This is a genomic window from Actinomycetospora sp. NBRC 106375 (assembly GCF_030269665.1).
Lineage (GTDB): Bacteria > Actinomycetota > Actinomycetes > Mycobacteriales > Pseudonocardiaceae > Actinomycetospora.
In genome coordinates this window covers 15,964-40,596 of the sequence record NZ_BSTS01000002.1, presented here as the reverse complement: position 1 = coordinate 40,596, position 24,633 = coordinate 15,964, and the positions used below count along the sequence as shown (strand labels likewise).

Sequence of the window (24,633 nt, the reverse complement as noted above, 5' to 3'; positions counted from 1 at the left end):
CGGGAGATCTGCCGCTCGGCTACTGTGGCGGGGCGGCGAGCCGCTTGCGGGCTCCCTGGAGCTGGTTGACCGCCGCCAGTCCCACGCCTCCGCCGACGAGCAGCCCGATGACGTCGAGGGGGACACCGCCACCCGTCAGGAGTAGTGCGACGAGTGCGCCGAGTGCCAGACCACCCGCCGCCGGGAGGCGCTTGCGGGCGTCGGCCGCGAGGTGGTTCGCGCCCGGGCGCTTGGAGGCCACCGACGAGATCATGAAGAGGTAGCCGCCGTAGCCCACCGCGGCCAGCAGTCCCAGCACGGTGACGATCGTGGCGATCAGGTCGATGACCGTTCCCATGACACCAGCGTGCCACCACCGGCGTGTGGTGGGCGCTCGCCGCACCCCGGGATTGCCCAGGGTGTCGGATCAGGGTCCGGGGCGGCCCGCGGTGCTAGCCGTTCGGGCCCGCCGAGCCGCGGCCGCCCAGCCGGCCACGCCCGAGGCGCAGCAGCAGCATGCCGAGCTCGCGGCCCTCGGCGCCCAGGTCACGGAAGCGCGCGAGCACCTGCATCTCGCGGTTGTAGACGATCCGCGGCCCGCCGGCCGCCATGCGGGTGAGCCCGATGCGCTGGGAGATCTCGGAGCGGCGCTTCACCAGGCGCAGGAGCTCCGCGTCGATCGCGTCGATCTCCTCGCGCAGCGAGGGGATCTCGTCGGCGCTCGCCGGGGCGAGCGCCGCGCCCGACGCGGGCTCGGCGTCCCCGTCCGGGGTGGTGGTGTCGGGGGAGTCGCTGGTCGCGGCACTCACGGGATCGGCCTCCAGGGTGTGTCGGGGTGGTGCGGTGGGTCGGCGGCCCACGGGACCCCGGACACGAGAACGCCCCGGGGTCCGTGGACTCCGGGGCGGCGTGGGTCGGGCGCGGCAGGCGCGTCAGATGTCCACGGGCACCGGGGTCCGGTACCCGTAGAAAAATCGAACGGTCTGCGCGTGCACGGCGGTCATCATGCCATCGCGCTCCCGTGCCGCCAACCGCTCGCGCGGGTGCGTCCCGCCGGCGGCCGCCGGGTGCGTGTCCGGCCGTTCCGTCGGGCGCTGTCGGAGGGCCCCGGTAGCGTGGGTCGGCGATGAGCACCGGTCCCGCCACCCGTCCCGCCGCGTCCGACCCTGGGCCGGACGCCGGGTCGGGCGCGCCGGTGCGCTCGGCCGCCTCCGCGCTCTCCCGCCGGCTCGCCGCGGCCGCCGCGGGTGGGGGCGACGCCGCCGCGGGCGGTGCCGTGCGCCGCGGCTCCGACCGTCCCGATCCGGCGGCCGATCCGCTGCTCGAGGGCATGAACCCGCCGCAGCGCGAGGCGGTGATGCACACCGGGTCGCCGCTGCTCATCGTCGCCGGCGCCGGCTCGGGCAAGACGCGGGTGCTCACCCACCGGATCGCCTGGCAGATGCGCCACCAGGGCGTGTCGCCGGGCCAGGTCATGGCCATCACGTTCACCAACAAGGCGGCCGCCGAGATGCGCGAGCGCGTCGCCGCGCTGGTCGGGCGCCGGGCCAACGCGATGTGGGTGTCGACGTTCCACTCCATGTGCGTTCGCATCCTGCGCCGGGAGTACCGCCACCTCGAGCTCAGCTCGACGTTCTCGATCTACGACGCCGACGACTCCCGGCGCCTGGTCGCGTCGGTGGCCCGCGGGCTCGACCTCGACGCGAAGAAGTACTCGCCGCGCGGGCTGCTCGCGCGCATCTCGGCGTGGAAGAACGAACTGGTCGGCCCGATCGAGGCCGCCGACGCCGCCGCCACCGAGGCGGAGAAGCGCACCGCCGAGGTCTACACCGTCTACCAGCAGCGGCTGCAGCAGTCGAACTCGCTGGACTTCGACGACCTCATCGGCCGGACGGTCGACCTGCTCACCCGCTTCCCCGACGTCGCGGAGTACTACCGGCGCCGGTTCCGGCACATCCTGGTCGACGAGTACCAGGACACCAACCACGCCCAGTACATGCTGGTCCGCGCGCTGGCGGCGGGCAGCGACGACGGTGCGGTCAAGCCCGCGGAGCTGTGCGTCGTCGGCGACGCCGACCAGTCGATCTACGCGTTCCGCGGCGCCACCATCCGCAACATCGTCGAGTTCGAGCGCGACTACCCCGAGGCGCGCACGATCCTGCTCGAGCAGAACTACCGCTCCACCCAGCGCATCCTCACCGCCGCGAACGCCGTCATCAGCCGCAACCCGGACCGTCGCGACAAGCGGCTGTGGACCGACGCGGGCGACGGCGAGCTGGTGGTCGGCTACGTCGCGGACAACGAGCACGACGAGGCCGCGTTCGTCGCCGCCGAGATCGACCGGCTGGTCGACGCGGGCGAGGTCCGCTTCGGCGAGGTCGCCGTCTTCTACCGCACCAACGGCCAGTCGCGCGTCTTCGAGGACGTCTTCATCCGCCTCGGGCTGCCGTACAAGATCGTCGGCGGCGTGCGCTTCTACGAGCGCCGCGAGGTCCGCGACGCGATGGCCTACCTCAAGGTGCTCTCCAACCCCGAGGACACCGTCTCGCTGCGGCGCATCCTCAACGTGCCCAAGCGCGGCATCGGCGACCGCGCGGAGTCCGTCGTCGCCGACGCCGCCGACCGCGAGCGCATCACGTTCGCCGCGGCGCTGCGCCGGGCCGCGGCCGGCGAGGTCCACGGCCTCGCGACGCGCTCGCAGCGCAACATCGCCGACTTCGTCGAGATGATGGACGGGCTCGCGTCGCTGGTGGCCGACGGCGTCACGGTCGACGAGGTCCTCGAGGCGATCCTCGACCGCTCGGGCTACCGCGCCGAGCTCGAGGGCTCGGAGGACCCGCAGGAGCAGTCGCGCCTGGAGAACCTCCAGGAGCTCGTCAGCGTCGCGCGCGAGTTCGTGCAGGACGCCCGCAACGCCGAGGGCGTGGAGGAGACCGACGACGAGGCCCCCGCCGCCGGCACCGACGGCCAGCCGCTGCCGGGCTCGCTCGAGGCGTTCCTCGAGCGCGTGTCGCTGGTGGCCGACGCCGACTCGATCCCCGACGGCGGCGACGGCGTCGTCACGCTCATGACGCTCCACACCGCCAAGGGCCTCGAGTTCCCGGTCGTGTTCGCCACCGGGTGGGAGGACGGCGTCTTCCCGCACTCGCGCGCCCTCGCCGACCCCGCCGAGCTCTCCGAGGAGCGCCGGCTCGCCTACGTCGGCATCACCCGGGCGCAGAAGCGGCTCTACCTCTCGCGGGCGGTGATGCGCTCGGCGTACGGGCAGCCCCAGGCCAACCCGCCGTCGCGGTTCCTCGACGAGGTCCCCGGCGACGTGTGGGAGTGGCGCCGCGAGGAGCCCACCGCCGAGCGGTCCTCGCCGGTGGGGCGCACCCGCTTCGGCTCGGGCCGCTGGGCCAGCCCGGGCACCGACCTCTCCGGGCGCGCCTCCCGCCCGTCGCCCATGCGGCCGGACTGGAAGGAGGCGCCGACGATCTCGCTCGACGTCGGCGACCGCGTCAGCCACGACAAGTACGGCCTGGGCACCGTCACCTCGGTCGACGGCGTCGGCTCCCGCGCCACGGCCACCATCGACTTCGGCTCCGCGGGCACCGTGCGCCTCATGCTCATCGGCGGCGTGCCGCTCACGAAGCTGTAGCACCCTGCCCCGGCCCGCACGCACTTCTGGTCGCTGACGCGCGCCCACGGTGGGCGCGGCGCGGGGGTGCGAGGGGCACGGTCGGCGGGTCGGCGAGCCCGGTGATCATGCGCAGCGTGCTGCTCGCGAGGTCGCGGGTGGGGGCGCGTGGTGCGAGGGGCACGTTCGGCAGGTCGGCGAGCCCGGTGATCATGCCCAGCGTGCTGCTCGCGAGGTCGCGGGTGGGGGCGCGGGGTGCGAGGGGCACGTTCGGCAGGCCGCCAGGCCCGGTGATCATGCGCAAGGTGCCGCTCGCGGGGTGGTGGGCGCGAGTCGCGGGTGCGCGAGGGCCCGCGCGAGCCCCACGCGCCCCGGTGCCGTGATCAGGAGCGCGTGGTGCACGTGCGGGGGCACCTCGAGGTGGATGACGTGCTCGTGATCTCCGCACCGAGCCGCTCGAGCGCGCGGCCGGCGGCCGAACGCCCGCACCGGGAGGTCCGAACGCACGCGCCCCCGCGACACGACCGGCGCGTTCGCTGCTTCGGACGCAGCGAGAGCGCCGTTCGTTCCCCGACGCCGGGCCCCCGGATGCGACGAGGGCCCCGGAGCGCGCGCTCCGGGGCCCTGGCCGTCCTGCGGGGAGCGGACTAGTCCCTCGGTGATCCCAGCGAGATGCCGCGTTCCGCGAGCCACGGCAGCGGGTTGATCTTCTGACCGCCCTCGGTCCACACCTCGAAGTGCAGGTGCGGGCCGGTGGACTGGCCGCGGTTGCCGATCTCGGCGATCTCCTCGCCCGCCCGGACCTGCTGGCCCTCGCGGACGTAGGAGCGGTTCACGTGGCCGTAGACGTTGATCGTGCCGTCGTCGAGCTGCACGCGGACCCACTGGCCGAAGCCGCTCGCCGGGCCGGACTCGATGACGGTGCCGTCGCCGACGGAGACGATCGGGGTGCCGATCGGGCCGGCGATGTCGACGCCGCGGTGCGACGAGCCCCAGCGGGCGCCGAACCCGGAGGTGAAGCGGCCCTCGGCCGGCTTGACGAAGTCGGGGCGGGCGGCCTCGGCGGCGGCCTGTGCGGCCGCGGCCGCGCGCTCGCTGGCCTTGCTCAGCGAGGAGACCTGCCCGCTCGCGGCGAACGACGACCCGGTGTCGGTGCGCGACGTCGAGGTGCTGCCGGCGGCGGGGGAGGTGACGGGCAGGACGCCCGACGTGGCCGCGTCCAGCCCGGTGGCCGAGGAGCCCGAGGAACCCGAGCCCGCGTCGGAACCGGTGTCGGCGCCCCGGTCGGCGGCGAGGGCCAGCTCGGCGGTGGTGGGCGCGTCGCCGAGGGCGTCGAGCCCGGCGAGGCTGTGCCCGGCGGTCGCCAGCGCACCGGCGGCGACCGCGGCGACGGCGAGGCGCCCCCGCAGCGGCGAGCCGCCACGCTCGGTGGGCGGCGCGGGCCGCCGGCCACGACCGGTGTCCAGGTCCGGGCCGGACGGGCGGCGCTGCGGCGCGGGCCGGCGGTGCTCGCGGGGCAGCTCGCGCAGGGTGTCGTGCTGCGGGACGGCGTACGGGCCGGTGTGCGGGCCGGTGTGCGGGCCGGTGTGCGGGCCGGTCCCCGGGTCACGTCGCGGCGGCCGGGCGGGACCGGGCGGTGCCGGTGCCGGGCCGGGACGGACGCCCACGGGGCGCGCGGGCAGGGGACCCGGCGCGCGGTCGGGGCCGGTGACCAGGCCGGCGGCGTCGCCCCCGCGGCGCCCGCCGCGGGCACCGAGGCCGGGGAGGCCTTCGGTGAGGCCGGAGAGATCAGGGAAACGCGGACCCGACGGACCGCCCGCGAGCGCGGGTGTGAGACCGAAGGGACCGAAGAGGGGCGCGGACGGCGGGCGTGGGGAGCTGTTCGCCAAGACCATCCTTCCCGCTGTCGGGGCCGGTCCGGCGGCGATGAGGGTGGGGAGCCCTGTGCGGAACGTCGGGGTCGTTCCGTATGCCGTTCGTGACCTGACCGTGATGAGGACGGCCGAAAGGTAGCCAGAAGGTCAAGGGCCGGGCAAACGACTCGAGTCCCTCGAGCCGGTCGCTACGCCGTGCGTGCGGGCGTACGCGCCGAGCGGTCGTCGCCGGGCGGAGACGGAGCGCAACGGAGCTCGACCACCGGATCGGGTGACACGACGTCCCTCGGCCGGACCTGGTGGCCACCGTTCAGGGCGGGGTCAGCCCGCGAGCTCCCGCCGCTCGCTGCCGCGGATGGGTCGCCGGGCCAGCAGCCGGCTCACGAGGTGCACGACCTCGGGGTCGATGGTCATCGACAGGTGCCCGACGTGCTCGAGCTCGATCTCGGTGACCTGCAGGTCCGGGTGCTGCAGCCGTGCCGCGGACTGCGGGATGATCAGCTGGTCCTGCCGGCTCCAGACCGCCAGGAAGCGGGTGCGGCACTCCGGTGCCGGCTCGTCGAGCTCGCGCAGCAGGTCCGAGTCCGGCTGCAGCTGCCGGGGCACGCGCGTCGGCGGCAGGCAGTGCGCGATGAGCGAGCCGCGGTGCGGGGTGCCGAGCGTGACGAGGGTGTCGACACGGGCGTCGCCGCCGAGCCGCTGGACGTAGTAGCGCGCCATGAGCCCGCCCAGCGAGTGCCCGACGATGTGCACGCGGTCGGCACCGGTGCTCGCGCACAGGCGCTCCACGTGGTGGCCGAGCTCCTGCGCGGCCAGCCGGATGTCGCCGGTGAACGCCGTCAGGACGCTGAAGTTCACCGCGTGCACGACGCCGAACCCGCGCTTGCGCAGCGCCCGCGCGAGCACGGCGAAGATCGAGCGGTTGTCGACGATGCCGTGCACGAGCAGGACCGGCGTCGTCGAGGCGTCCATGTCGGAGACGACCAGGCTGCGCTGCGAGGGCGAGAGGTCCGCGGTGCGGTGGTGGGCGAAGGTGCCGGACGGGTTCAGCACCTCGTCGACGAGGCCCCACGGGTAGAGCGACAGGTGCACGGCGGTGTAGGCGACCTCGACGGCCAGCCCGCGGACGCCGGCCGGCACGCCGACGGTGCGCGCCGCGTACCCGAGGCCCCGCCACAGGGCGCCCGCGATCGCGGCGATCGGCTTCTCCGCCGTCCCGTCGTCGTCGTCCGGCGCCACTGCCGGTGACATGACGCCCGTCACGTCCATGGCGGGGACGTTAGGCGTTGTTCACTCGGATGTCCGACGATCGGTCCACCAGACCGATCAAGATCGGGCCGTCCGGGGCCCGGTCGGGGCAGTCCGTGAACGATCCAGAGGCGTACGACCCGGCCTTCTGTGTCCGGCGTCGCCCCCACGGCGGCCACCGGTGCCGCCGGGCGTGGATAGGGTCGCCGCGCATCCGTCGGGACGTGGGCGCTCCCCGTACAGGAAGGGGCGCCGCGCGACCTCGCCCGGCACGCGCCCGTCGCGGGCGGGTCGGCCGGGGAGTTGGTGAGGAGAGTTCACAGGTGGACCTGTACGAGTACCAGGCGAAGGATCTCTTCGCCGCCCACGGGGTGCCGGTGCTGCCCGGTCGCACCGTCGACACCGCCGCGGAGGCGGAGCGGGCCGCGCAGGAGATCGGCGGCCCGGTCGTCGTCAAGGCGCAGGTGAAGACGGGCGGCCGCGGCAAGGCCGGCGGCGTGAAGCTGGCCGAGACGCCGGCCGAGGCCAAGGAGAAGGCCGAGGCCATCCTCGGGCTCGACATCAAGGGCCACGTCGTCCGCCGCGTGCTGGTGACCTCGGCCAGTGACATCGCGGAGGAGTACTACTTCTCCTTCCTCCTCGACCGGTCCAACCGCACCTTCCTGGCCATGTGCTCGGCCGAGGGCGGCATGGAGATCGAGGAGCTCGCCGTCGAGCGCCCCGAGGCACTGGCCCGGGTGCCGATCGACCCGATCGCCGGCGTCGACCGCGCGAAGGCCGACGAGATCGTCAAGCAGGGCAAGCTCCCCGCCGAGGTGGCCGACCGGGCCGCGCAGGTGATCGTGGAGCTCTGGGACACCTTCGTCGGCGAGGACGCCACGCTCGTCGAGGTCAACCCGCTGGTGCGCGACCCGCAGGGCCAGGTCATCGCCCTCGACGGCAAGGTCACCCTCGACGAGAACGCCGAGTTCCGCCACGAGGCGCACTCCCAGCTCGTCGACGAGAAGAGCCAGAACCCCCTGGAGGCCAAGGCCAAGGAGGCCGACCTCAACTACGTCAAGCTCGAGGGTGGCCAGGTCGGCATCATCGGCAACGGCGCGGGCCTGGTCATGTCGACGCTCGACGTCGTCGCCTACGCCGGCGAGCAGCACGGCGGCATGAAGCCGGCCAACTTCCTCGACATCGGCGGCGGCGCCTCGGCCGAGGTCATGGCGGCCGGCCTGGACGTCATCCTCGGTGACGGTGACGTGCGCAGCGTCTTCGTCAACGTCTTCGGTGGCATCACGGCTTGCGACGCGGTTGCGAACGGCATCGTCGAGGCCCTGAAGATCCTGGGTGACGACGCGACCAAGCCGCTCGTCGTCCGCCTGGACGGCAACAACGTCGACGAGGGGCGCCGCATCCTCGCCGAGGCGAACCACCCGCTGGTCACTGTGGTGGGCACGATGGACGACGCGGCCGCGAAGGCCGCCGAGCTTGCCGCAAAGGCTGGTGCGTGAGATGTCGATCTTCCTCAACGAGAACAGCAAGGTCATCGTCCAGGGCCTCACCGGCTCGGAGGGCATGAAGCACGGCCGCAAGATGCTGGCGGCGGGCACGCAGCTCGTCGGAGGTGTCAACGCCCGCAAGGCCGGCACCAGCGTCGACGTCGACGGCACGAACGTGCCGGTGTTCGGCGGCGTCGAGGAGGCCATGAAGGAGACCGGGGCGGACGTCTCGGTGCTCTTCGTGCCCCCGAAGTTCGCCAAGGACGCGGCCGTCGAGGCCATCGACGCCGGCATCGGGCTGGCCGTCGTGATCACCGAGGGCATCCCGGTGCACGACTCGGCGTGGTTCTGGGCGCACGCCACCGCCAACGGCAACCGCACCCGGATCATCGGCCCGAACTGTCCCGGGATCATCTCGCCCGGCAAGTCGCTGGCGGGGATCATCCCGGCGAACATCTCGGGCCCCGGGAAGATGGGCCTGGTGTCGAAGTCCGGCACGCTGACCTACCAGATGATGTACGAGCTGCGCGACATCGGCTTCTCCACCGGCATCGGCATCGGCGGCGACCCGATCATCGGGACGACGCACATCGACGCCCTCGCGGCGTTCGAGGCCGACCCCGAGACCGAGGTCATCGTGATGATCGGCGAGATCGGCGGTGACGCCGAGGAGCGTGCGGCCGACTACGTCAAGGCCAACGTCACGAAGCCCGTCGTGGGCTACGTTGCTGGTTTCACGGCCCCCGAGGGCAAGACGATGGGCCACGCCGGCGCCATCGTCTCCGGCTCCGCGGGGACCGCGCAGGCCAAGAAGGAGGCGCTCGAGGCCGCCGGGGTGAAGGTCGGCAAGACGCCGACCGAGACCGCCGACCTCGCGCGTTCCCTGGTCAGCGGCTGACGCCGGGACCGACCCGTCGCTGACCGCCCGACCGCCGACGCCGCCGTCCCCGGGAGGACCCACTCATGAGCTCACCGACCCAGGGCCCGCCCCCGGGCGGCCCGTCCGGCCAGTGGCCGGGACAGGCGTCCGGCGCCGGCGGCTGGGGCCAGCCGGGCCAGGGCTCACCGGGCTCCCAGGGCTCATCGGGTTCCCAGGGACAGGGCTCGCCGTACGGCGGCTCGCCGTACGGGGGGTCCTCCTGGGCCGGCGCGGGCCAGGGGCAGCAGCCCTACGGCGCGCCCGGTCAGGGCGGCCAGGGCGGCCAGGGCGGCCAGGGCGGCGGCTACGGCTCCCAGACCCAGAACCAGGGCTGGGGTCAGCCGGCCCCGCAGGGGTGGGGCCCCGCGTCCGGCCAGGGCCCGACCGGCCAGACGGGGCCGTCGTCCCCGGGCTCCGGCGGTTTCCCCGCCGCGACCACGACGATCACCACATCGCCCGAGCAGGGCGGCGGGGGCGCGCCCGCCCGCGCACCGCGCGCCTCGGGCGCCTCGGGCGCCGAGCGCGGTGTCGCGCTCGCCGCCGGTGTCCTGGCGCTGCTCGCGTACGTCATGACGTTCTTCGGGTCCGCCGACCCCTCCGGCGTCGCGTCGGACCTCAGCGCCGCCTTCGGCTCGCTGTTCTACCTGCCGCTCGTGCTCGCCGGGGGGCTGCTCACCGCGGCCTCGTTGCTGCCGAAGGCCCCGCAGACGCTGGTCCCGGGTGCGGTCGTCGGGGTCACCGGGGCGCTGGCGATGCTGCCGCTGCTGGCCTACGCCGACGCGCTGCTGATCGTGCAGGTCGTGCTCGCGGTGCTGGCCGCGGCGGCCGCGGTCGTGGCCGCCCTCTTCGCGGCCGGCGTCATCGCGGCGCCGGCCGCCCGGCCCGCGAGGTCGGGCTTCGGGTCGCCCGGGGCGGTGGCGCCCGGCCAGGGCGCCCCGCCGCCCGGCGCGCCCGGTGCGCCCGGTGCCCCGGGCGCACCCTGGGGCGGCGCCCCCGCCGGGCCGCCGTCGGGCCCTGCGCCGACCCTGGCCGGCCAGCCGGCCTACGGCGCGCCGGGGACCCAGACCGGCCCCGCGTCCGGTCAGTTCGCCTCGGCGCGCGGTCAGGGCGGTCCCGGCGGTCCCGGTGGTCCCGGCGGCCAGACCTCGGGGCCGCCGTCCGGCCCGTTCGGCGGGTACGGCCCGTCGTCCGGTTCCGGTACCCCGTCCGGGCTCGGACCCGACTCGGGTTCGGCCGCGACCACCCAGGTCGTGCCCGGCGCCACCGCCGCCGGCGCCTCCTCCGGGGCTCCGTCCGACACCTCCGCCCCCGGCACCCCGGAGCGCGACGACACCGGGTCGGCCCCGTCCGACCCGGGCACCACCACCCCGAACGCGAACTCGTCCGGGTTCGGCGGCTTCGGCACCTTCGGCTCGGGGGAGGGCGCCACCTCGGTGCACGGCACCTCCGCCGGCCCCGGGGGCACGAGCACGCCCCCGTCCGGGTCGCCGCAGAGCGGCCCGGCCGGCGGCCCTTCGACGCCCGGCTACGGCATCCCCGGCTCGGGCTGGGGCGCGCCGTCGAACCCGTCCAACGGGCCCGTCGCCCCGCCGCCGACCCCCGACCGCGAGCAGCGTGGCGCCCACGAGTCCGGTGAGGACCCCGGTCGTCCCCAACAGCCCGGCACGTCGGGCTCCGACGACCGCCGCGGCGAGTGGGGCTCGCCCCGCTGAGCTGACCTGCGCGCCCCGAGCCGTGTCCTGACGCGGCGTGCTGCGCGGCCGTCCCCGACGAACGAACGGCGCTTTCGCTGCTTCCGAAGCAGCGAGCGCGTCGTTCGTTCCGGGCGAGGGCTCGCGACCGACGGCCGACGCTGCACCGGATGGCCGCCCCGGTGCCGGGTGACGTGCTCCCCGCGCCGGCCCGCGCGCGGCGTGGCGGCCCGGTCCGGCGCCCGGGGTTTGACAGGGTCGGGCCGTGACCGTGCCGACGAGCGACGCCCCGCGGCGGGGCCGGCGCGCCGGCGGCGACGTCGACCGGTCCGACGGATCCCGCGCCCTGCCGGTCACCACCCGGGGCTGGCTGCGGGTCCTCGCGCGGGTGGCGCTCCTGCCGCCGGCGGTCTGCTACGGCGTGGCCGTGGTGCTCGCGGGCGTGATCGCCGCGCTCGCGTCCGGGACGACCCCGGGTGGCGAGCCCGGTCTCGGCCAGGCGCTGGCGGTCGGGATCCCGCTCTGGCTGATCGCCCACCTCGTGCCCCTGCAGGTGACCGGCGTGCCCCTCGGGGTGCTGCCCCTGGCGCCCGCCGCGCTGCTGGCGACGCTGATCGCGACCGTCGCCCGCGGCGCCGTCACCCGGATGGGTCCCCGGCCGGGGCACGGCGTTCTCGTGCCCGTCGTGGCGACCGCGGCCGCCGCTCACGCGGTGATCGGCGTCCTCGCGGCCGCGCTGCTCACCCCCGAGACCGTCGTCGACGCGTCCCCCGGACTCGCGGGCGTCACCTGCGGGATCCTCGCCGGCCTCGCGTCGCTGGCCGGCGTCGCCCGACCGTGCGGCCTGCGCCTCCTGCCCGACCGCGTGCCCGGCTGGGTGCGCGCGGGGCTGCGCGGCGGCCTGCTCGGCGCCGTCGCGCTGCTGACGGCCGGAGCGGGCCTGCTGCTCGCCGGCTTCGTGGCCGACGCCGCGTCGGTGCGGGACGTCTTCGCCGACGTCGCGCCCGAGGCGGGCAGCGGCGCGGGACTGGCTCTGCTGACCCTCGCCTACCTGCCGAACGCCGTCGTCGCGACCACCGCCTGGCTCCTCGGGCCGGGGGTGTCGATCGGGCTGGCGTCGGCGACGCCGGCGACGATCACCTCGGGCCTCCTGCCGCCGCTCCCGCTCGCCGCGCTCCTGCCGCAGAGCACGCCGCCGACGTGGGCCGGGCTGGCGTCCGCCGTCCCGCTCGCCGTCGGCAGCGTCGTCGGCTGGCGCCTCGCCCCGACCGCACCGGACGCCGCGTCCCGCGTGCGCGCGACCGTCACCGCCGCTGCCACCGCGGCCCTGCTCCTCGGTCTCGCGGCGTCGCTGTCCGGTGGCCGGCTCGGGGCCGGCCCGTTCGACCCGGTGTCGCTGTCGGCCGGGCTCGTCACGGTCGCCGTCCTCGGCTGGATCGTGGTGCCCGGCCTGGTCGTCGCCCTGCTCGCGGTGCCCCTCGGCACCTCGGGCGCCCGGCCCGTCCGCCGCACCCCGGCGTCGCGCCGGGCTCCCGCGGCGGCGTCCCCGGCCGCCGGTGGGACCTCCGGGGCGACCCGCGCCTCCGATGCGCCGGCGGACGACACCGCGGCCGGGGACGACGACGGCGAGCCCGACGAGGACCCGGGTGACGACGCCGGCAGTGACGCCGACCGTGACGCCGACCGTGACGCCGACCGTGACGCCGACCGTGATGCCGCGGAGGCCGCCACCGGGCCCGCCGATGTGGCGGTCGACTCCCCGGACGAGGGCGTCCGCCCAGGTGGCGACGGGCGCGGCTAGCCTGGAGGGGTCGTCCACGACCGGTTCGGGAGCAGCGCTGACCACCACCGAGCAGCACCGGCTGACCCTGCCCGTGCCCGCCCGCGTCGCCGTCCTGGCCTCCGGCTCGGGGAGCCTGTTGCAGGCGCTGCTGGACGCCGGCGAGGACTTCCCGGCGCGGATCGTCACCGTGGTGTCCGACCGCGCCGGGGTGGGCGCGGTGGACCGCGCCGCGGCCGCGGGCGTCCCGACGGCGGTCGTGCGGCCCGCCGACCACGCCGACCGGTCCGCGTGGGACGTCGCGCTGGCCGACGCCGTCGACGCGGCGGAGGCCGACCTCGTGGTGTCCGCGGGGTTCGCGCGGCTGCTCGGTGCGGCGTTCCTGGCGCGCTACGGCGGCCGCACGATCAACACCCACCCGGCCCTGCTGCCCGCGTTCCCGGGGGCGCACCCGGTGCGCGACACCGTCGCCTACGGGGTGAAGGTCACCGGGGCGACCGTGCACCTGGTCGACGCCGGGGTGGACACCGGCCCGGTGCTGGCGCAGGAGGCCGTCGCCGTCGAGCCGGACGACACCGAGGACACGCTGCACGAGCGCATCAAGGTGGTGGAACGCCGGATGCTCGTCGCGACCGTGGCCGCGCTGGCCCGCCACGGCGCGACCGTCACCGGACGAGGAGTGAGGATGCCATGACCTCTGGGACTGCCACCGAGGCTGCGACCGCCACCGGTGCCGAGGGCCGGCGCCCCATCCGCCGCGCGCTGGTCAGCGTGTTCGACAAGGCGGGCCTGCTCGACCTCGCGACCGGGCTGCACGCGGCCGGCGTCGAGGTCGTCTCCACCGGCTCGACCGCCGCGCGGATCCAGGACGCCGGGGTCCCCGTGACGCGTGTCGAGGAGGTCACCGGGTTCCCGGAGTGCCTCGACGGGCGGGTCAAGACGCTGCACCCGCGCGTGCACGCCGGGCTGCTCGCCGACATGCGCCTGCCCACGCACGCCGAGGCGCTCGAGTCGCTGGACATCGCGCCGTTCGACCTGCTCGTGGTGAACCTCTACCCGTTCACCCAGACCGTCGCCTCGGGCGCCGCGCCCGACGACTGCGTCGAGCAGATCGACATCGGCGGCCCGGCGATGATCCGCGCGGCGGCCAAGAACCACGAGTCCGTCGCCGTCGTCACCGACCCGACCCGCTACGTCTGGGTGCTCGAGCAGGCGCAGCAGGGCGGGGTCACGCTGGCCGACCGGCGCGGCCTGGCCGCCGAGGCGTTCCGGCACACGGCGTCGTACGACGTGGCGGTCGCGTCGTGGATGGGCAACGTGCTCGCCCCCGACCCGGAGCCGTCGGTGCCGGGGTCGCCGTTCCCGGGCTGGGTCGGCACCACGGCCCGGCGCCGCGCGGTGCTGCGCTACGGCGAGAACCCGCACCAGGCCGCCGCGCTCTACGGCGACCCGGAGGTCACCTCGGGCATCGCCGGCGCCACGCAGCTGCACGGCAAGGAGATGTCGTACAACAACTACGTCGACACCGACGCCGCCTGGCGCGCCGCGCACGACCACGACGGCGTCTGCGTGGCCATCATCAAGCACGCCAACCCGTGCGGGATCGCGGTGGCGACGGGCGCCGATGACGTCGCCGCGGTCCACCGCAAGGCCCACGCCTGCGACCCGACCAGCGCGTTCGGCGGGGTCATCGCCGCGAACACCGAGGTCAGCGTGGCGATGGCGGAGACCGTCTCCGAGATCTTCACCGAGGTGATCGTGGCGCCGTCCTACGCCGACGGTGCCGTGGACGTCCTGTCCCGCAAGAAGAACATCCGCGTGCTGACCGCCACCTGGGCGCCGTCCGCGGTCGAGCAGCGCCCCGTCTCCGGGGGCCTGCTGCTCCAGCAGCGCGACGCCGTCGACGCGCCCGGCGACGACCCGGCGTCGTGGACCCTGGCCTGCGGCTCGCCGGCCTCCGAGGCCGTGCTCGCCGACCTCGCCTTCGCCTGGCGGGCCTGCCGCGCGGTGAAGTCGAACGCGATCCTGCTCGCCCACGACGGGGCGACGGTCGGCGTCGGCATGGGGCAGGTCAACCGCGTGGACGCCGCCCGCCTCGCGGTCAGCCGGGCCGGCGACCGCGTCGCGGGCTCCGTGGCCGCCTCCGATGCGTTCTTCCCGTTCCCCGACGGGTTCGAGGTCCTCGCCGAGGCCGGCGTCGCGGCCGTCGTCCAGCCCGGCGGGTCGGTCCGCGACGAGCAGACGGTCGAGGCGGCGCAGCGGGCCGGGGTCACGATGTACCTCACCGGGACGCGCCACTTCGCGCACTAGTGCTCAGGCGGGAGCCGGCGCGGTGAGCCGGGCGAGGAACGCGGGGACCCGGTCGGTGGCGTCGCGCTGGGCCGCGGCCTGCCCGGCGCGGGTGCCGCCGAAGGCGATGCCGTCGTGCCACGGCGCGTCGGTCGGCAGCGTGCCGAGGCGGAGGAGGTGGCCGGCCTCGGGGTAGCGCAGGTGCTGGTCGTCGGGGCGGCCGCGGCGCGCGAGCAGCAGGTCGGCCATGGGCCCCGACGGCCACAGCTGGTCGTCGGCACCCGAGACGCACAGGATCGGGCACGGGACCCGCTCGGACGGGATGACCGCGGCGTCGCCACCGCGCGCGAGACCGGCCTCGTAGGCGGGCCGCAGCCGCAGCAGCGAGGGTCGGTGCGCGGCGATGTCGCGGTGCACCGACCAGTCGTTGCGGATGAGCTGGCGCATGAGCACCCCGGTGGGCAGCGGCTGCCACGGCACCGGCGTGCCCGCGCGGGTCCAGGACGCGGTGTCGGGCACCTCGCCGTTGCCGCCGACCGCCTGCCAGGTGACCGCGCTCGGGCTGACCAGCACGAGGGCGGCGAGCCGCGGGCCCAGCCCCGCGGCGACTGCGGCCAGCAGCCCCTCCGAGCCCCGCGACACGGCCATGGCGGCGAGCCGCGCGGGGTCGACGGCCGCGTGGCCGGTGAGGACGCCGAGGGCGGTCGCGAAGCGCTCGAGCGGCACCTCCTCGATAGCCTTCGCCGCGACGGCCTCGTCGACCCAGGGCGCGGCGAGGGCGACGAAGCCGCGGGAGGCGAGGAGGGCGGCGTGGGCGACCTGCGAGTCCGAGCCGCCCTCGGAGCCGCCGAAGCACGCGACGGCCGGCAGGTCCGTCCCGCCGCCGGGCGGGACGGCCAGGGTGCCGCGTATCCCGCCGACGTCGACGGACGTCAGCGCCACCCCGTCCGCCGCCGCGCGCCGGGTCACGGTGCGGCGGGCCGAGCGGGTCCCGGACCGCGCCGTCACCGTCACCCGCCACGGCTGGGCGGGCGCGACGAACAGGTCGGGCGTGCTGCCCGCCGCGGCGAAGCGCATCGCCCAGAGCGGGGCGTCGGGGTCCGCGGCGTCCCAGTCGCCGGTGGTGGGCGTGGCGGTCGCGAGGTCGAGGGTGTCGGTCGCCGCGAACGTGGCGGTGGCGCGCCAGGAGCGACCGGAGAGATCGGTGCCCCGCGCGGTGAGCTCCACCTCCTGCTGCGCGCCGCGCACGACGACACCGAAGGGCTCGTCGTGACGGGAGTCCGCCGGGGCGTCGATCGCCAGCCCGGCGGTCTCGTCGGGGTCCGGGGCGGGCTGCGCGGCGACGGCGGGGTTGTCGGCGCTGCGCCGGTCGACCTGGGCGGAGCGGGCGGCGAACCACGGCGGGAACGCGCCCGAGATCACGCCGCCGATCCCCATGAGCGCGAACGGGGCGACCCAGTAGCAGAGGATGGAGAGGGTGTCGTCGGCGTCGAGCAGGGTGGCGTCGCCGTCGACGACCGGCGGGATCGCCGAGAGCAGCGTCATGCCGGCGAACAGGCCCGCCCACAGCCAGGTCATCGCGGTCGTGATCGTCCGGAAGCCGTCGGTGCGGGCGGTGACGGCGTCGACCGACGCCGTGGCGTAGTCGAGGACGAACGGGCGCCGCACCGCGAGGCCGGCCAGCACGATGAGCAGGAGCCCGGCGTTGCCCAGCGGCTGGATCCAGCGCTCCAGGACCGCGTCGGGCACGACGAAGGCGACCACCGCGAGCACGACGAACACCGCGAGGCTGCCGACGTCGAGCGTCTTCGGCGGCTCGCGACGGATCCGCCCGACGAGCAGCGAGAGCAGCGCGACCGCGGCCGCGACGAGGATCGCGATCCGGAACGGGGCGTTCCCGACGAGGATCCAGTAGACGATCCACGGGAGGAAGCCGAGGACGTAGCCCATCCGGGCATCCTGGCCGGTGGCGGGCCTGCCCGGTGACGATCTGTCCGGGATCAGTCCGAAGGTGCGTCGAAGGACGGCCCGCAGAAGCCCCCGCCGACCCAGCCGTCGGTGTCGGGGCTCGTGCGGTCGGCGACCTCGGCGGCGTAGGCCTCGGCGTCGTCGCGGGGTCGGTAGCCGATCTCGTGGGCGCCGGTCAGGGCCCAGCGCCTGCGGGTGTTCGCCGAGACGCCCCAGACGATGCGGAAGCCCGGGGACGGGCAGGTCAGCGACGCCTCGACCAGCCGCCCGCAGTCGTCGGGGGACAGCCACGTGGCGAGGCCCCGGGCGTCGGTGGGGCGGTCGTGGCACGTCCCGATCCGCAGGCAGACGACGTCGAGGCCGTAGCGGTCGTGGTACAGGCTGCCGAGGGCCTCGCCGGTCACCTTGCTGACGCCGTAGTAGGTGTCCGGGCGCGGCGGCAGGCCGTCGCCGACGGGGTCGGTGGCGGGGTGGAAGCCGACGGCGTGGTTGCTGCTCGCGAACACGACGCGGCCGACGCCGGCGCGGCGGGAGGCCTCGAACACCGCGTACGTGCCGTGGATGTTCGTCTCGAGGATGGTCTGCCAGTCCGCCTCGCCGCTCTGCCCGCCGAGGTGGACGACGGCGTCGACGTCGGCGCAGGCCGCGATGAGCGCGTCGAGGTCGGTCACCGACGCCGTGACGACCTCGTCGCCCGGACCGTCCGGGGGTGTGACGACGTCGAGCAGACGCAGCGTGCGGCCCGGGCGGGCGAGGCGGGTGCGCAGGTAGCCGCCGATCCGGCCGGCGGCACCGGTGACGAGGACGCGCTCGGTCATGGGGGTCACCCTGCACCCGTGGGGTGACCTCCGCCCGCGGGGCTCGGCGGCTGTCGGGGGTGTGGGTTAGCGTTCCCGGTATTCGAACATGTGTTCGAGGAGGGCGCTATGGGTGGTGCGTCGTCGTTGCTCGACGGGCAAGGGTCCACGCCGCGGCGGTGGGCCGATCTCGGGGTGGTGCGGGCCTCGGAGCTGCCGAGCCGGCGGGGCGGGCGCCGGGGTGTGCCCGCGCCCGTCCCCGCGGGGGAGCCGGTCGAGCCGGTTGAGGAGGAGCCCTGGGCTGATCCCCGCGTCGATCCGGAGGCGGCCCGGGTCCTGCCGGTCACCGCCCCGCTGGTGGACCTCCTGCCCGACGGGGGGCTGCGGCGCGGGTCGACGGTGGCGGTGTGCGGATCGACGTCGCTGCTGCTCGCGCTGCTGGCCGAGGCGTCGGGGGCCGGGTCGTGGTGTGCGCTGGTGGGGTTCGCCGACCTGGGGGTCCAGGCCGCGGCCGAGGCGGGGCTCGACCTGTCCCGCACCGCGCTGGTGCCCCGTCCCGGTCCTCGTCCGGCGGCGGTGGTGGCGGCGCTGGTCGACGGGGTGGACGTGGTCGTGCTCGACACCACGCTGCCCGGCGTGCGCTGGGGGGCGGGCGACCGGCAGCGGCTCGGGGCGCGGGTCCGCCAGCGGGGCGCGGTGCTGGTGCCGGTCGGGGCTCCGGGCACGTGGCCCGGGGCCGAGGTCGAGCTGCGTGCCGAGGGCAGTGCGTGGGCCGGTCTCGGGGGCGACGGCGCCGGTCGCCTGCGCTCGCGGCGGGTCCGCGCGCGGTGCGCCGCCCGCGGCCGCCCCGGCGAGCGGGACCTGCCGCTGCTGCTGCCCGGGCCGGCCGGGACGTGCGTGCCGGACGGGGAGCTGCCGGTGGGGGCGCCGCTGACCGGGCCGCCGCAGCCGGTGGGGCAGCCGGTGGGACAGCCGGTGGGTGAGGAGCCTGAGGTGCCGCCGCGCATCGGGGTGGCGGGGTGAGCGCGCCGGCGCGGGTGCTGGCGCTGTGGTGTCCCGACTGGCCGGTGGTGGCCGGCGCGGCCGAGGCGGGGCTGCCGCCCGCGCGCCCGGCGGCGGTGCTGGCGTCGCACCGGGTGGTGGCGTACTCGGCGACGGCGCGGGCGCAGGGCGTGCGCCGGGGGCTTCGCCGGCGCGAGGCCCAGGCGCGCTGCCCGGACCTCGCGGTGCTGGCCCGCGACCCCGAGCGCGACGCCCGGTGCTTCGAGCCGGTCGCGGCGGCGGTCGAGGAGCTCACGCCCGGGGTGGAGGTGGTCCGTCCGGGTCTGGTGGCGCTGTCGGCGCGGGGGCCCGCCCGCTACTTCGGGGGCGAGGAGGTCGTCGCCGAGCGGCTGGTCGACCACGTCGCGGGGCGCACCCGCACCGAGTGTCAGGTGGGCATCGCCGACGGGCTGTTCGCCGCCGGGCTCGCCGCGCGCCGGTCGCTGCTGGTGCCGCCCGGGGGGAGCCCGGGGTTCCTCGCACCCCTGCCGGTCACCGAGCTGGAGCTCGAGCCGGGCGTCGAGCCCGACACCGCCGGCGCGGATGACGACGCGAGCGCCGCGCGCGCGGAGCTCATCGGCCTGCTGCGCCGGCTCGGCCTCACGACGCTCGGCGCCTTCGCCGACCTGTCGGCCACCGACGTGGCCTCGCGCTTCGACGCGGCCGCCGTGCGGGCCCACCGGCTGGCCCGCGGGCTCGACGAACGCCCGCCCTCGCGGCGCCGCATCCCCGACGAGCTCGGCGTCGAGCTCCCGCTCGATCCCCCGGTCGACCGTGTCGACGCCGCCGCCTTCGCCGCGCGGTCGTTGTCCGAGCGGCTGCACGAGGCCCTGGGTCGCGCGGGGCTGGCGTGCACGCGGCTGGGGGTGCAGGCCCGCACCACGGCCGGCGACGAGCTCGCCCGGGTGTGGCGCTGCGCCGAGCCGCTGACCCCGAACGGCACCGCCGACCGCGTGCGCTGGCAGCTCGAGGGCTGGCTCTCGCGCCGCGGCGGTGGCAGTGACAGCGGCGACGGGGGGCTCACCGTGCTGCGGCTGGTGCCCGAGGAGGTCGTCGAGGCGGGGCGGCTGCAGCTCGGGCTGTGGGGCGAGGTCGGGGTGGCCGACGAGCGGGCGGGGCGGGCGCTGGTGCGCGTGCAGGGGCTGCTCGGCCCGGAGGAGGTGCTCACGGGGGTGCCCGGCGGCGGGCGCGGTCCGGGGGAGCGGATCCAGCTGGTGCCGTGGGGCGACGAGCGGGTGGCCGCTGTCGATCCGGAGGCGCCCTGGCCCGGCACGCTCCCCGCGCCCTCGCCGGCGCGGGTGCCGCCCGAGCCCCTGCCCGCCCGGGTGCTCGACGCCGACGGCGCCCCGGTGCGCCGGGCGTCCCGCGGGCAGCTGTCGGCGTCGCCCGCCCACGTGGCGCTCGGCACCGACCCGGCCGCGCCCACGGCCCCGGTCCGCGCATGGGGCGGCCCCTGGCCCGATCCGGGGCGCTGGTGGGACCCCCGCGCCGTGGCCGGGGGTGGTGTGCGCATCCAGGTCGTGTGCAGCACCGACGCCGACGAGATCGCCGCCGGCCGCGTCCCCGAGGCCGACCCGGCCGCCGACCTCGCCCCCGACCCGGTCGCCTCCGGCGCCGACGCGGTCGGCCGGGCCCTGCTGCTGGTCCACCGCGACGGCGCCTGGGCGGTGGAGGGGATCTACGACTAGCCGGTCGACGTCGCGAGGACACTCTCGCCGCCCTGGACGTGGCGCTCACCACGGGGCAGGCCGCTACGTCGCTCGCGAAGGGCGGCGATCCCGGGCCCGCGATCGATCGGGTTCGGGCGCGGTGCGGCGAGGCCGAGCGGTTCGGAGATCACGAGCACCGTGTGCACGCGATCGCGACCCGTCACGGGCATGACGCGCTCCTGATCGCGACCCGGCGCGCTCGGCACCGGCAAGATCGCTCCCGGTGCTCCTCTCGCCCGATGTCATCGGGTGAGAGGAGCACCCGGGCGGATCATGAGTGGTGGCGCGGCCCTCCAGGGGCGAGTGGCACCTCCGGCATGTCGGCGTGCCGTTCGATCATGCGCACCGTGCTGGTCGCGACGGCGGTCGCGATCGCGCCGGGCGATCCCGGTGCCCGCGATCGATCGGGCCGGCGCGGTGCGGCGAGCCCGGGCAGTTCGGAGATCACGAGCACCGTGTGCACGCGATCGCGACCCGTCACGGGCATGACGCGCTCCTGATCGCGACCCGAGCGCCCCGCTCCGCCGGTCCCGCAGCCGCAGGGTGCTGGTCGCCGACGGCGTGCCCGCTGTCGGACCCGTCGTCTATCGTATCGAACACGTGTTCGATCGATGGAGGCGCCGATGGGGTGGGGCAACCCGCCGGTGAGCTGGTCGGAGATGGAGCGCCTGCTCTCGGGGCGCCCGTCCGACGGGCCCAGTCTGCAGGGGCGGGGCAACGGGACGCGCGACGCGATCCAGGGTCGCGGGGGGCGTGCGGGCCGGGAGGACGAGCCGCACGAGGGGCACGCCGGTCCCTGGCCCCCGGAGTCGGACGCTCCCGACGACTTCGTCCGCGACCCCCTGGCGTTCGACGACGGCGACCGGGTCGACGGCCCGGGCCGGATCCGGGCGCCGCGCGAGGAGCACTTCCCCGGCGACGGGGGCGACAGCCCGGCGTGGAGCCGGCACCGCACGCCGTACCGGCCGCCGCGCGGGACGAGCACGCGGAGCGCCGCCGTCCCCTACGCCGAGCTGCACACGCACTCCAACTTCAGCTTCCTCGACGGCGCGTCGCACCCGGAGGAGCTGGTCGAGGAGGCGGCGCGGCTGGGGCTCGAGGCGATCGCGCTCACCGACCACGACGGCATGTACGGGGTGGTGCGCTTCGCCGAGGCGGCGCAGGAGCTGGGGGTCCCGACGGTCTACGGCGCCGAGCTCTCGCTGGGGCTGTCCGCGCCGCAGAACGGGGTGCCCGACCCCGAGGGCGACCACCTGCTGGTCCTGGCCCGCGACCCCGACGGCTACCGGGCGATCTCGCGGGCGATCACCGAGGGCCAGATGCACACCCACGGGGAGAAGGGGCGCCCGGTGTACGACCCGGAGCGGGTCGCGTCGACGCTCGGGGGGCACGTCCAGGTGCTCACGGGATGCCGCAAGGGGTCGGTGCGCCGGGCGCTCGCGGCGGGCGGCGCGGAGGCGGCGGCCCGCGAGATCGAGCGATTGGTCGCGCTGTTCGGGGCGGAGAACGTCGCGGTCGAGCTCACCGACCAGGGCGTGCCCGACGACACCGAGCGCAACGCCGCGCTGGCCGAGCTGGCCGCGCGCGCCGACCGCGGCCGGGGCCTGCGCACGGTGGCGACCACGGGGGCGCACTACGCGACGCCCGACCGGGCCCGGCTCGCGGCCGCGCTGGCGGCGGTGCGGGCGCGGCGCAGCCTCGACGACGCCGAGGGCTGGCTGCCGCCGGGCCCGGCGCACCTGCGGTCGGGGGCGGAGATGGCGCAGCGGTTCGCCCGCCACCCGCAGGCCGTCGCCCAGGCCGCGGCGCTGGGGCGCGAGTGCGCGTTCGGTCTCGAGCTGCTGGCGCCCGAGCTGCCGCCGTTCGCGGTGCCCGAGGGCGAGACCGAGGCGAGCTGGCTGCGCCGGCTGACGTGGCTGGGGGCGGGGGTGCGCTACGGCGACCGGCTGCGCTCGCCGCGGGCGTTCGAGGTGATCGACCACGAGCTGGACGTCATCGAGCGGCAGGGCTTCCCCGGCTACTTCCTCATCGTCGCCGACATCGTGCAGTACTGCACCGACCACGACATCTACTGCCAGGGCCGCGGGTCGGCGGCCAACTCGGCGGTCTGCTTCGCCCTGGGCATCACTCACGTCGACGCGGTGGAGATGGGCCTGCTGTTCGAGCGCTTCCTCTCCCCGGAGCGCGACGGCTATCCCGACATCGACCTCGACATCGAGTCGGACCGCCGCGAGGAGGCCATCCAGTACGTCTACGCCCGCTACGGACGCGACCGCGCCGCGCAGGTCGCCAACGTCATCACCTACCGGCCGCGCTCGGCGGTGCGCGACGCCGCCCGCGCGCTCGGGTTCTCGCAGGGCCAGCAGGACGCCTGGAGCAAGCAGATCGACCGGTGGGGTCCGGGCGCCGAGCTCGCGGGGCAGGTGCCCGAGATGCCCCCGGCGGTGGCGTCGCTCGCCGAGCAGATCGCGGGCTTCCCGCGCCACCTGGGCATCCACTCCGGCGGCATGGTCATCTGCGACCGCCCGGTCGACCAGGTGGTGCCCGTGGAGTGGGGGCGGATGCCGGGGCGCAGCGTCATCCAGTGGGACAAGGACGACGCGGCGGCGGTCGGGCTGGTCAAGATCGATCTGCTGGGGCTGGGCATGCTCTCGGTGCTGCACTACGCCGCCGACCTCGTGGCCGCGCACCACGACGTCCGTGTGCGGCTGCACGAGCTGCAGGCCACCGATCCCGCGGTGTTCGCCATGCTCGCCGAGGGCGACTCGGTGGGCGTGTTCCAGGTCGAGTCCCGGGCGCAGATGGCGACGCTGCCGCGGCTGCGGCCCCGGGAGTTCTACGACCTGGTCGTCGAGGTCGCCCTCATCCGCCCCGGGCCGATCCAGGGCGGGTCGGTGCACCCCTACATCCGCCGGCGCAACGGGCTGGAGCGCGTCGTCTACGACCACCCGCTCTGCGAGCCGGCGCTGACGAAGACCCTGGGGGTACCGCTGTTCCAGGAGCAGCTCATGCAGCTCGCGGTCGACGTCGCCGGTTTCTCCGCCGCCGAGGCCGACGAGCTGCGCCGCGCGCTGTCGGCCAAGCGCTCCAGCGAGCGCATCGAGCGGATGCGCGAGCGCTTCTACGAGGGGATGGCGGCCAACGGGATCACCGGCGACCTCGCGGACACGATCTTCAGCAAGACCAAGGCGTTCGCCAACTTCGGCTTCCCGGAGAGCCACTCGATCAGCTTCGCGTCGCTGGTCTACGTCAGCGCCTGGTACAAGCTCTACTACCCGGCCGCCTTCTGCGCGGCGCTGCTGCGGGCCCAGCCGATGGGCTTCTACTCGCCCCAGTCGCTCACCGCGGACGCCCGCCGCCACGGGGTGGTGGTGCTGGGGCCCGACGTCGCGGTCGCCGCGGACACCCCGGGGCTCGAGCCGCATCCCGAGAGCACCGGCGGGGTCGCCGTCCGGCTCGGCCTCGCCGGGGTGCGGGGGCTGGGCGACGAGGTGGCCGCCCGGATCGTGGCCTGCCGGGAGGGGACGCAGGACGGCGACGCCGGCGGCCCCTACCGCGACGTCGCCGACCTCGCCCGCCGCGCCGCGCTGACCACCGCGCACGTCGAGGCGCTCGCGACGGCCGGGGCGTTGCGCTGCTTCGGGCTCGACCGCCGCGAGGCGCTGTGGGCGGCCGGTGCGGCGGCGGCCGGGGTGGGGGTGGTGCGCGACGGCGTGCGGCACGAGCGCCTGCCCGACACCGCCGTCGGTCTCGAGGCCCCGGCCCTGCCGGGCATGAGCGCGGTCGAGCTCACCGTCGCCGACGTCTGGGCCACCGGTCTGACCCCCGACAGCCACCCGGTGACCCACCTGCGCGCGGCCCTCGACGAGCGCGGGGCGTACTCGGTGGCCGGGGTCGCCCGCGTGCCGGAGGGCGAGCGGATCGAGGTCGGCGGGGTGGTCACCCATCGCCAGCGGCCCGCGACCGCCGGCGGCACCACGTTCCTCAACCTCGAGGACGAGACCGGCATGCTCAACGTCGTCTGCTCGGAGGGACTCTGGGCGCGGCACCGGGTGGTGGCGCGCACCAGCGCCGCGCTCGTCATCCGGGGCCGCGTCGAACGGGCCCACGACGCCCCGAGCGTGGTCAACCTCGTCGCCGACCGCGTCGAGCGCCTCGAGCTCCGGGTGCCGTCGAGCTCCCGGGACTTCCGGTGACGGCACGAGGGGCGCCCTCGCTGCGGTGCGACGCAG

Annotated in this window: 19 protein-coding genes; 10 read left to right on the top strand and 9 right to left on the bottom strand. The window is 76.2% G+C overall.

Going from position 1 to position 24,633, the window contains the following annotated elements:
• Window positions 1-19: 19 nt before the first annotated feature.
• The gene (locus QSK03_RS03655; protein ID WP_285648627.1) at window positions 20-337 is read right to left on the bottom strand and encodes a hypothetical protein; all 318 of its coding nucleotides are present in this window, start codon (window positions 335-337) and stop codon (window positions 20-22) included.
• 94 nt (window positions 338-431) lie between these two features.
• Window positions 432-788 (bottom strand): chorismate mutase, encoded by a 357-nt coding sequence (locus tag QSK03_RS03650; protein ID WP_285648626.1) that lies wholly within the window; start codon window positions 786-788, stop codon window positions 432-434.
• Window positions 789-1,309: 521 nt separating this feature from the next.
• Between QSK03_RS03650 and pcrA the strand changes: the two genes are divergently transcribed.
• The gene (gene pcrA / locus QSK03_RS03645) at window positions 1,310-3,619 is read left to right on the top strand and encodes a DNA helicase PcrA (RefSeq protein WP_285649213.1); all 2,310 of its coding nucleotides are present in this window, start codon (window positions 1,310-1,312) and stop codon (window positions 3,617-3,619) included.
• Here the strand turns inward: pcrA and QSK03_RS03640 are convergent.
• From QSK03_RS03640 to QSK03_RS03630, 3 genes are all read right to left on the bottom strand, one after another.
• The gene (locus QSK03_RS03640; protein ID WP_285648625.1) at window positions 3,606-3,896 is read right to left on the bottom strand and encodes a hypothetical protein; all 291 of its coding nucleotides are present in this window, start codon (window positions 3,894-3,896) and stop codon (window positions 3,606-3,608) included. The genes pcrA and QSK03_RS03640 overlap by 14 nt on opposite strands.
• Window positions 3,897-4,245: 349 nt before the next feature.
• Window positions 4,246-5,487, bottom strand: a complete 1,242-nt coding sequence (locus QSK03_RS33090) for a M23 family metallopeptidase (RefSeq protein WP_352231938.1) — start codon at window positions 5,485-5,487, stop codon at window positions 4,246-4,248.
• A gap of 306 nt (window positions 5,488-5,793) precedes the next feature.
• A complete protein-coding gene (locus tag QSK03_RS03630) occupies window positions 5,794-6,741 on the bottom strand; it encodes an esterase/lipase family protein (RefSeq protein WP_285648624.1) in 948 nt (315 codons plus the stop codon).
• Window positions 6,742-7,043: 302 nt separating this feature from the next.
• Here QSK03_RS03630 and sucC point away from each other — a divergent pair, with 302 nt between their 5' ends.
• From sucC to purH, 6 genes are all read left to right on the top strand, one after another.
• Window positions 7,044-8,219: an ADP-forming succinate--CoA ligase subunit beta gene (sucC, locus tag QSK03_RS03625; RefSeq protein WP_285648623.1), complete on the top strand. Its 1,176-nt coding sequence runs from the start codon at window positions 7,044-7,046 to the stop codon at window positions 8,217-8,219.
• 1 nt (window position 8,220) lies between these two features.
• Window positions 8,221-9,105: a succinate--CoA ligase subunit alpha gene (gene sucD, locus QSK03_RS03620; protein ID WP_285648622.1), complete on the top strand. Its 885-nt coding sequence runs from the start codon at window positions 8,221-8,223 to the stop codon at window positions 9,103-9,105.
• Between the two features lie 65 nt (window positions 9,106-9,170).
• Window positions 9,171-10,838 (top strand): DUF5336 domain-containing protein, encoded by a 1,668-nt coding sequence (locus QSK03_RS03615; RefSeq protein ID WP_285648621.1) that lies wholly within the window; start codon window positions 9,171-9,173, stop codon window positions 10,836-10,838.
• Window positions 10,839-11,082: 244 nt separating this feature from the next.
• A complete protein-coding gene (locus QSK03_RS03610; protein WP_285648620.1) occupies window positions 11,083-12,618 on the top strand; it encodes a cell division protein PerM in 1,536 nt (511 codons plus the stop codon).
• 61 nt (window positions 12,619-12,679) lie between these two features.
• Window positions 12,680-13,291 (top strand): phosphoribosylglycinamide formyltransferase, encoded by a 612-nt coding sequence (gene purN / locus QSK03_RS03605; protein WP_285649209.1) that lies wholly within the window; start codon window positions 12,680-12,682, stop codon window positions 13,289-13,291.
• The gene (gene purH, locus QSK03_RS03600) at window positions 13,288-14,907 is read left to right on the top strand and encodes a bifunctional phosphoribosylaminoimidazolecarboxamide formyltransferase/IMP cyclohydrolase (protein WP_285648619.1); all 1,620 of its coding nucleotides are present in this window, start codon (window positions 13,288-13,290) and stop codon (window positions 14,905-14,907) included. The genes purN and purH overlap by 4 nt, the downstream gene beginning before the upstream one ends.
• 3 nt (window positions 14,908-14,910) lie before the next feature.
• On the opposite strand, the gene QSK03_RS03595 is transcribed toward purH, so the two are convergent.
• Together QSK03_RS03595 and QSK03_RS03590 are read right to left on the bottom strand one after the other, a co-directional pair.
• Window positions 14,911-16,836, bottom strand: coding sequence for an acyl-CoA thioester hydrolase/BAAT C-terminal domain-containing protein (locus tag QSK03_RS03595; RefSeq protein WP_285648618.1), 1,926 nt, complete (start codon window positions 16,834-16,836; stop codon window positions 14,911-14,913).
• Window positions 16,837-16,886: 50 nt separating this feature from the next.
• Window positions 16,887-17,672: an NAD-dependent epimerase/dehydratase family protein gene (locus QSK03_RS03590; protein ID WP_285648617.1), complete on the bottom strand. Its 786-nt coding sequence runs from the start codon at window positions 17,670-17,672 to the stop codon at window positions 16,887-16,889.
• Window positions 17,673-17,780: 108 nt separating this feature from the next.
• On the opposite strand from QSK03_RS03590, the gene imuA' reads away from it, so the two are divergent.
• Window positions 17,781-18,674 (top strand): DnaE2-dependent mutagenesis accessory factor ImuA', encoded by an 894-nt coding sequence (gene imuA' / locus QSK03_RS03585; protein ID WP_285648616.1) that lies wholly within the window; start codon window positions 17,781-17,783, stop codon window positions 18,672-18,674.
• A complete protein-coding gene (locus QSK03_RS03580) occupies window positions 18,671-20,380 on the top strand; it encodes a DNA polymerase Y family protein (RefSeq protein ID WP_285648615.1) in 1,710 nt (569 codons plus the stop codon). Before imuA' ends, QSK03_RS03580 begins: the two co-directional genes overlap by 4 nt.
• Here the strand turns inward: QSK03_RS03580 and QSK03_RS03575 are convergent.
• Both QSK03_RS03575 and QSK03_RS03570 read right to left on the bottom strand, forming a co-directional pair.
• Complete coding sequence (locus QSK03_RS03575) at window positions 20,377-20,571, bottom strand: hypothetical protein (protein WP_285648614.1); 195 nt, start codon at window positions 20,569-20,571, stop codon at window positions 20,377-20,379. The genes QSK03_RS03580 and QSK03_RS03575 overlap by 4 nt on opposite strands.
• A gap of 101 nt (window positions 20,572-20,672) precedes the next feature.
• Entirely contained in the window at window positions 20,673-20,888 is a 216-nt protein-coding gene (locus QSK03_RS03570) for a hypothetical protein (RefSeq protein ID WP_285648613.1), read from the bottom strand.
• 136 nt (window positions 20,889-21,024) lie between these two features.
• On the opposite strand from QSK03_RS03570, the gene QSK03_RS03565 reads away from it, so the two are divergent.
• Window positions 21,025-24,597, top strand: a complete 3,573-nt coding sequence (locus QSK03_RS03565) for an error-prone DNA polymerase (RefSeq protein ID WP_285648612.1) — start codon at window positions 21,025-21,027, stop codon at window positions 24,595-24,597.
• Window positions 24,598-24,633 lie beyond the last annotated feature (36 nt).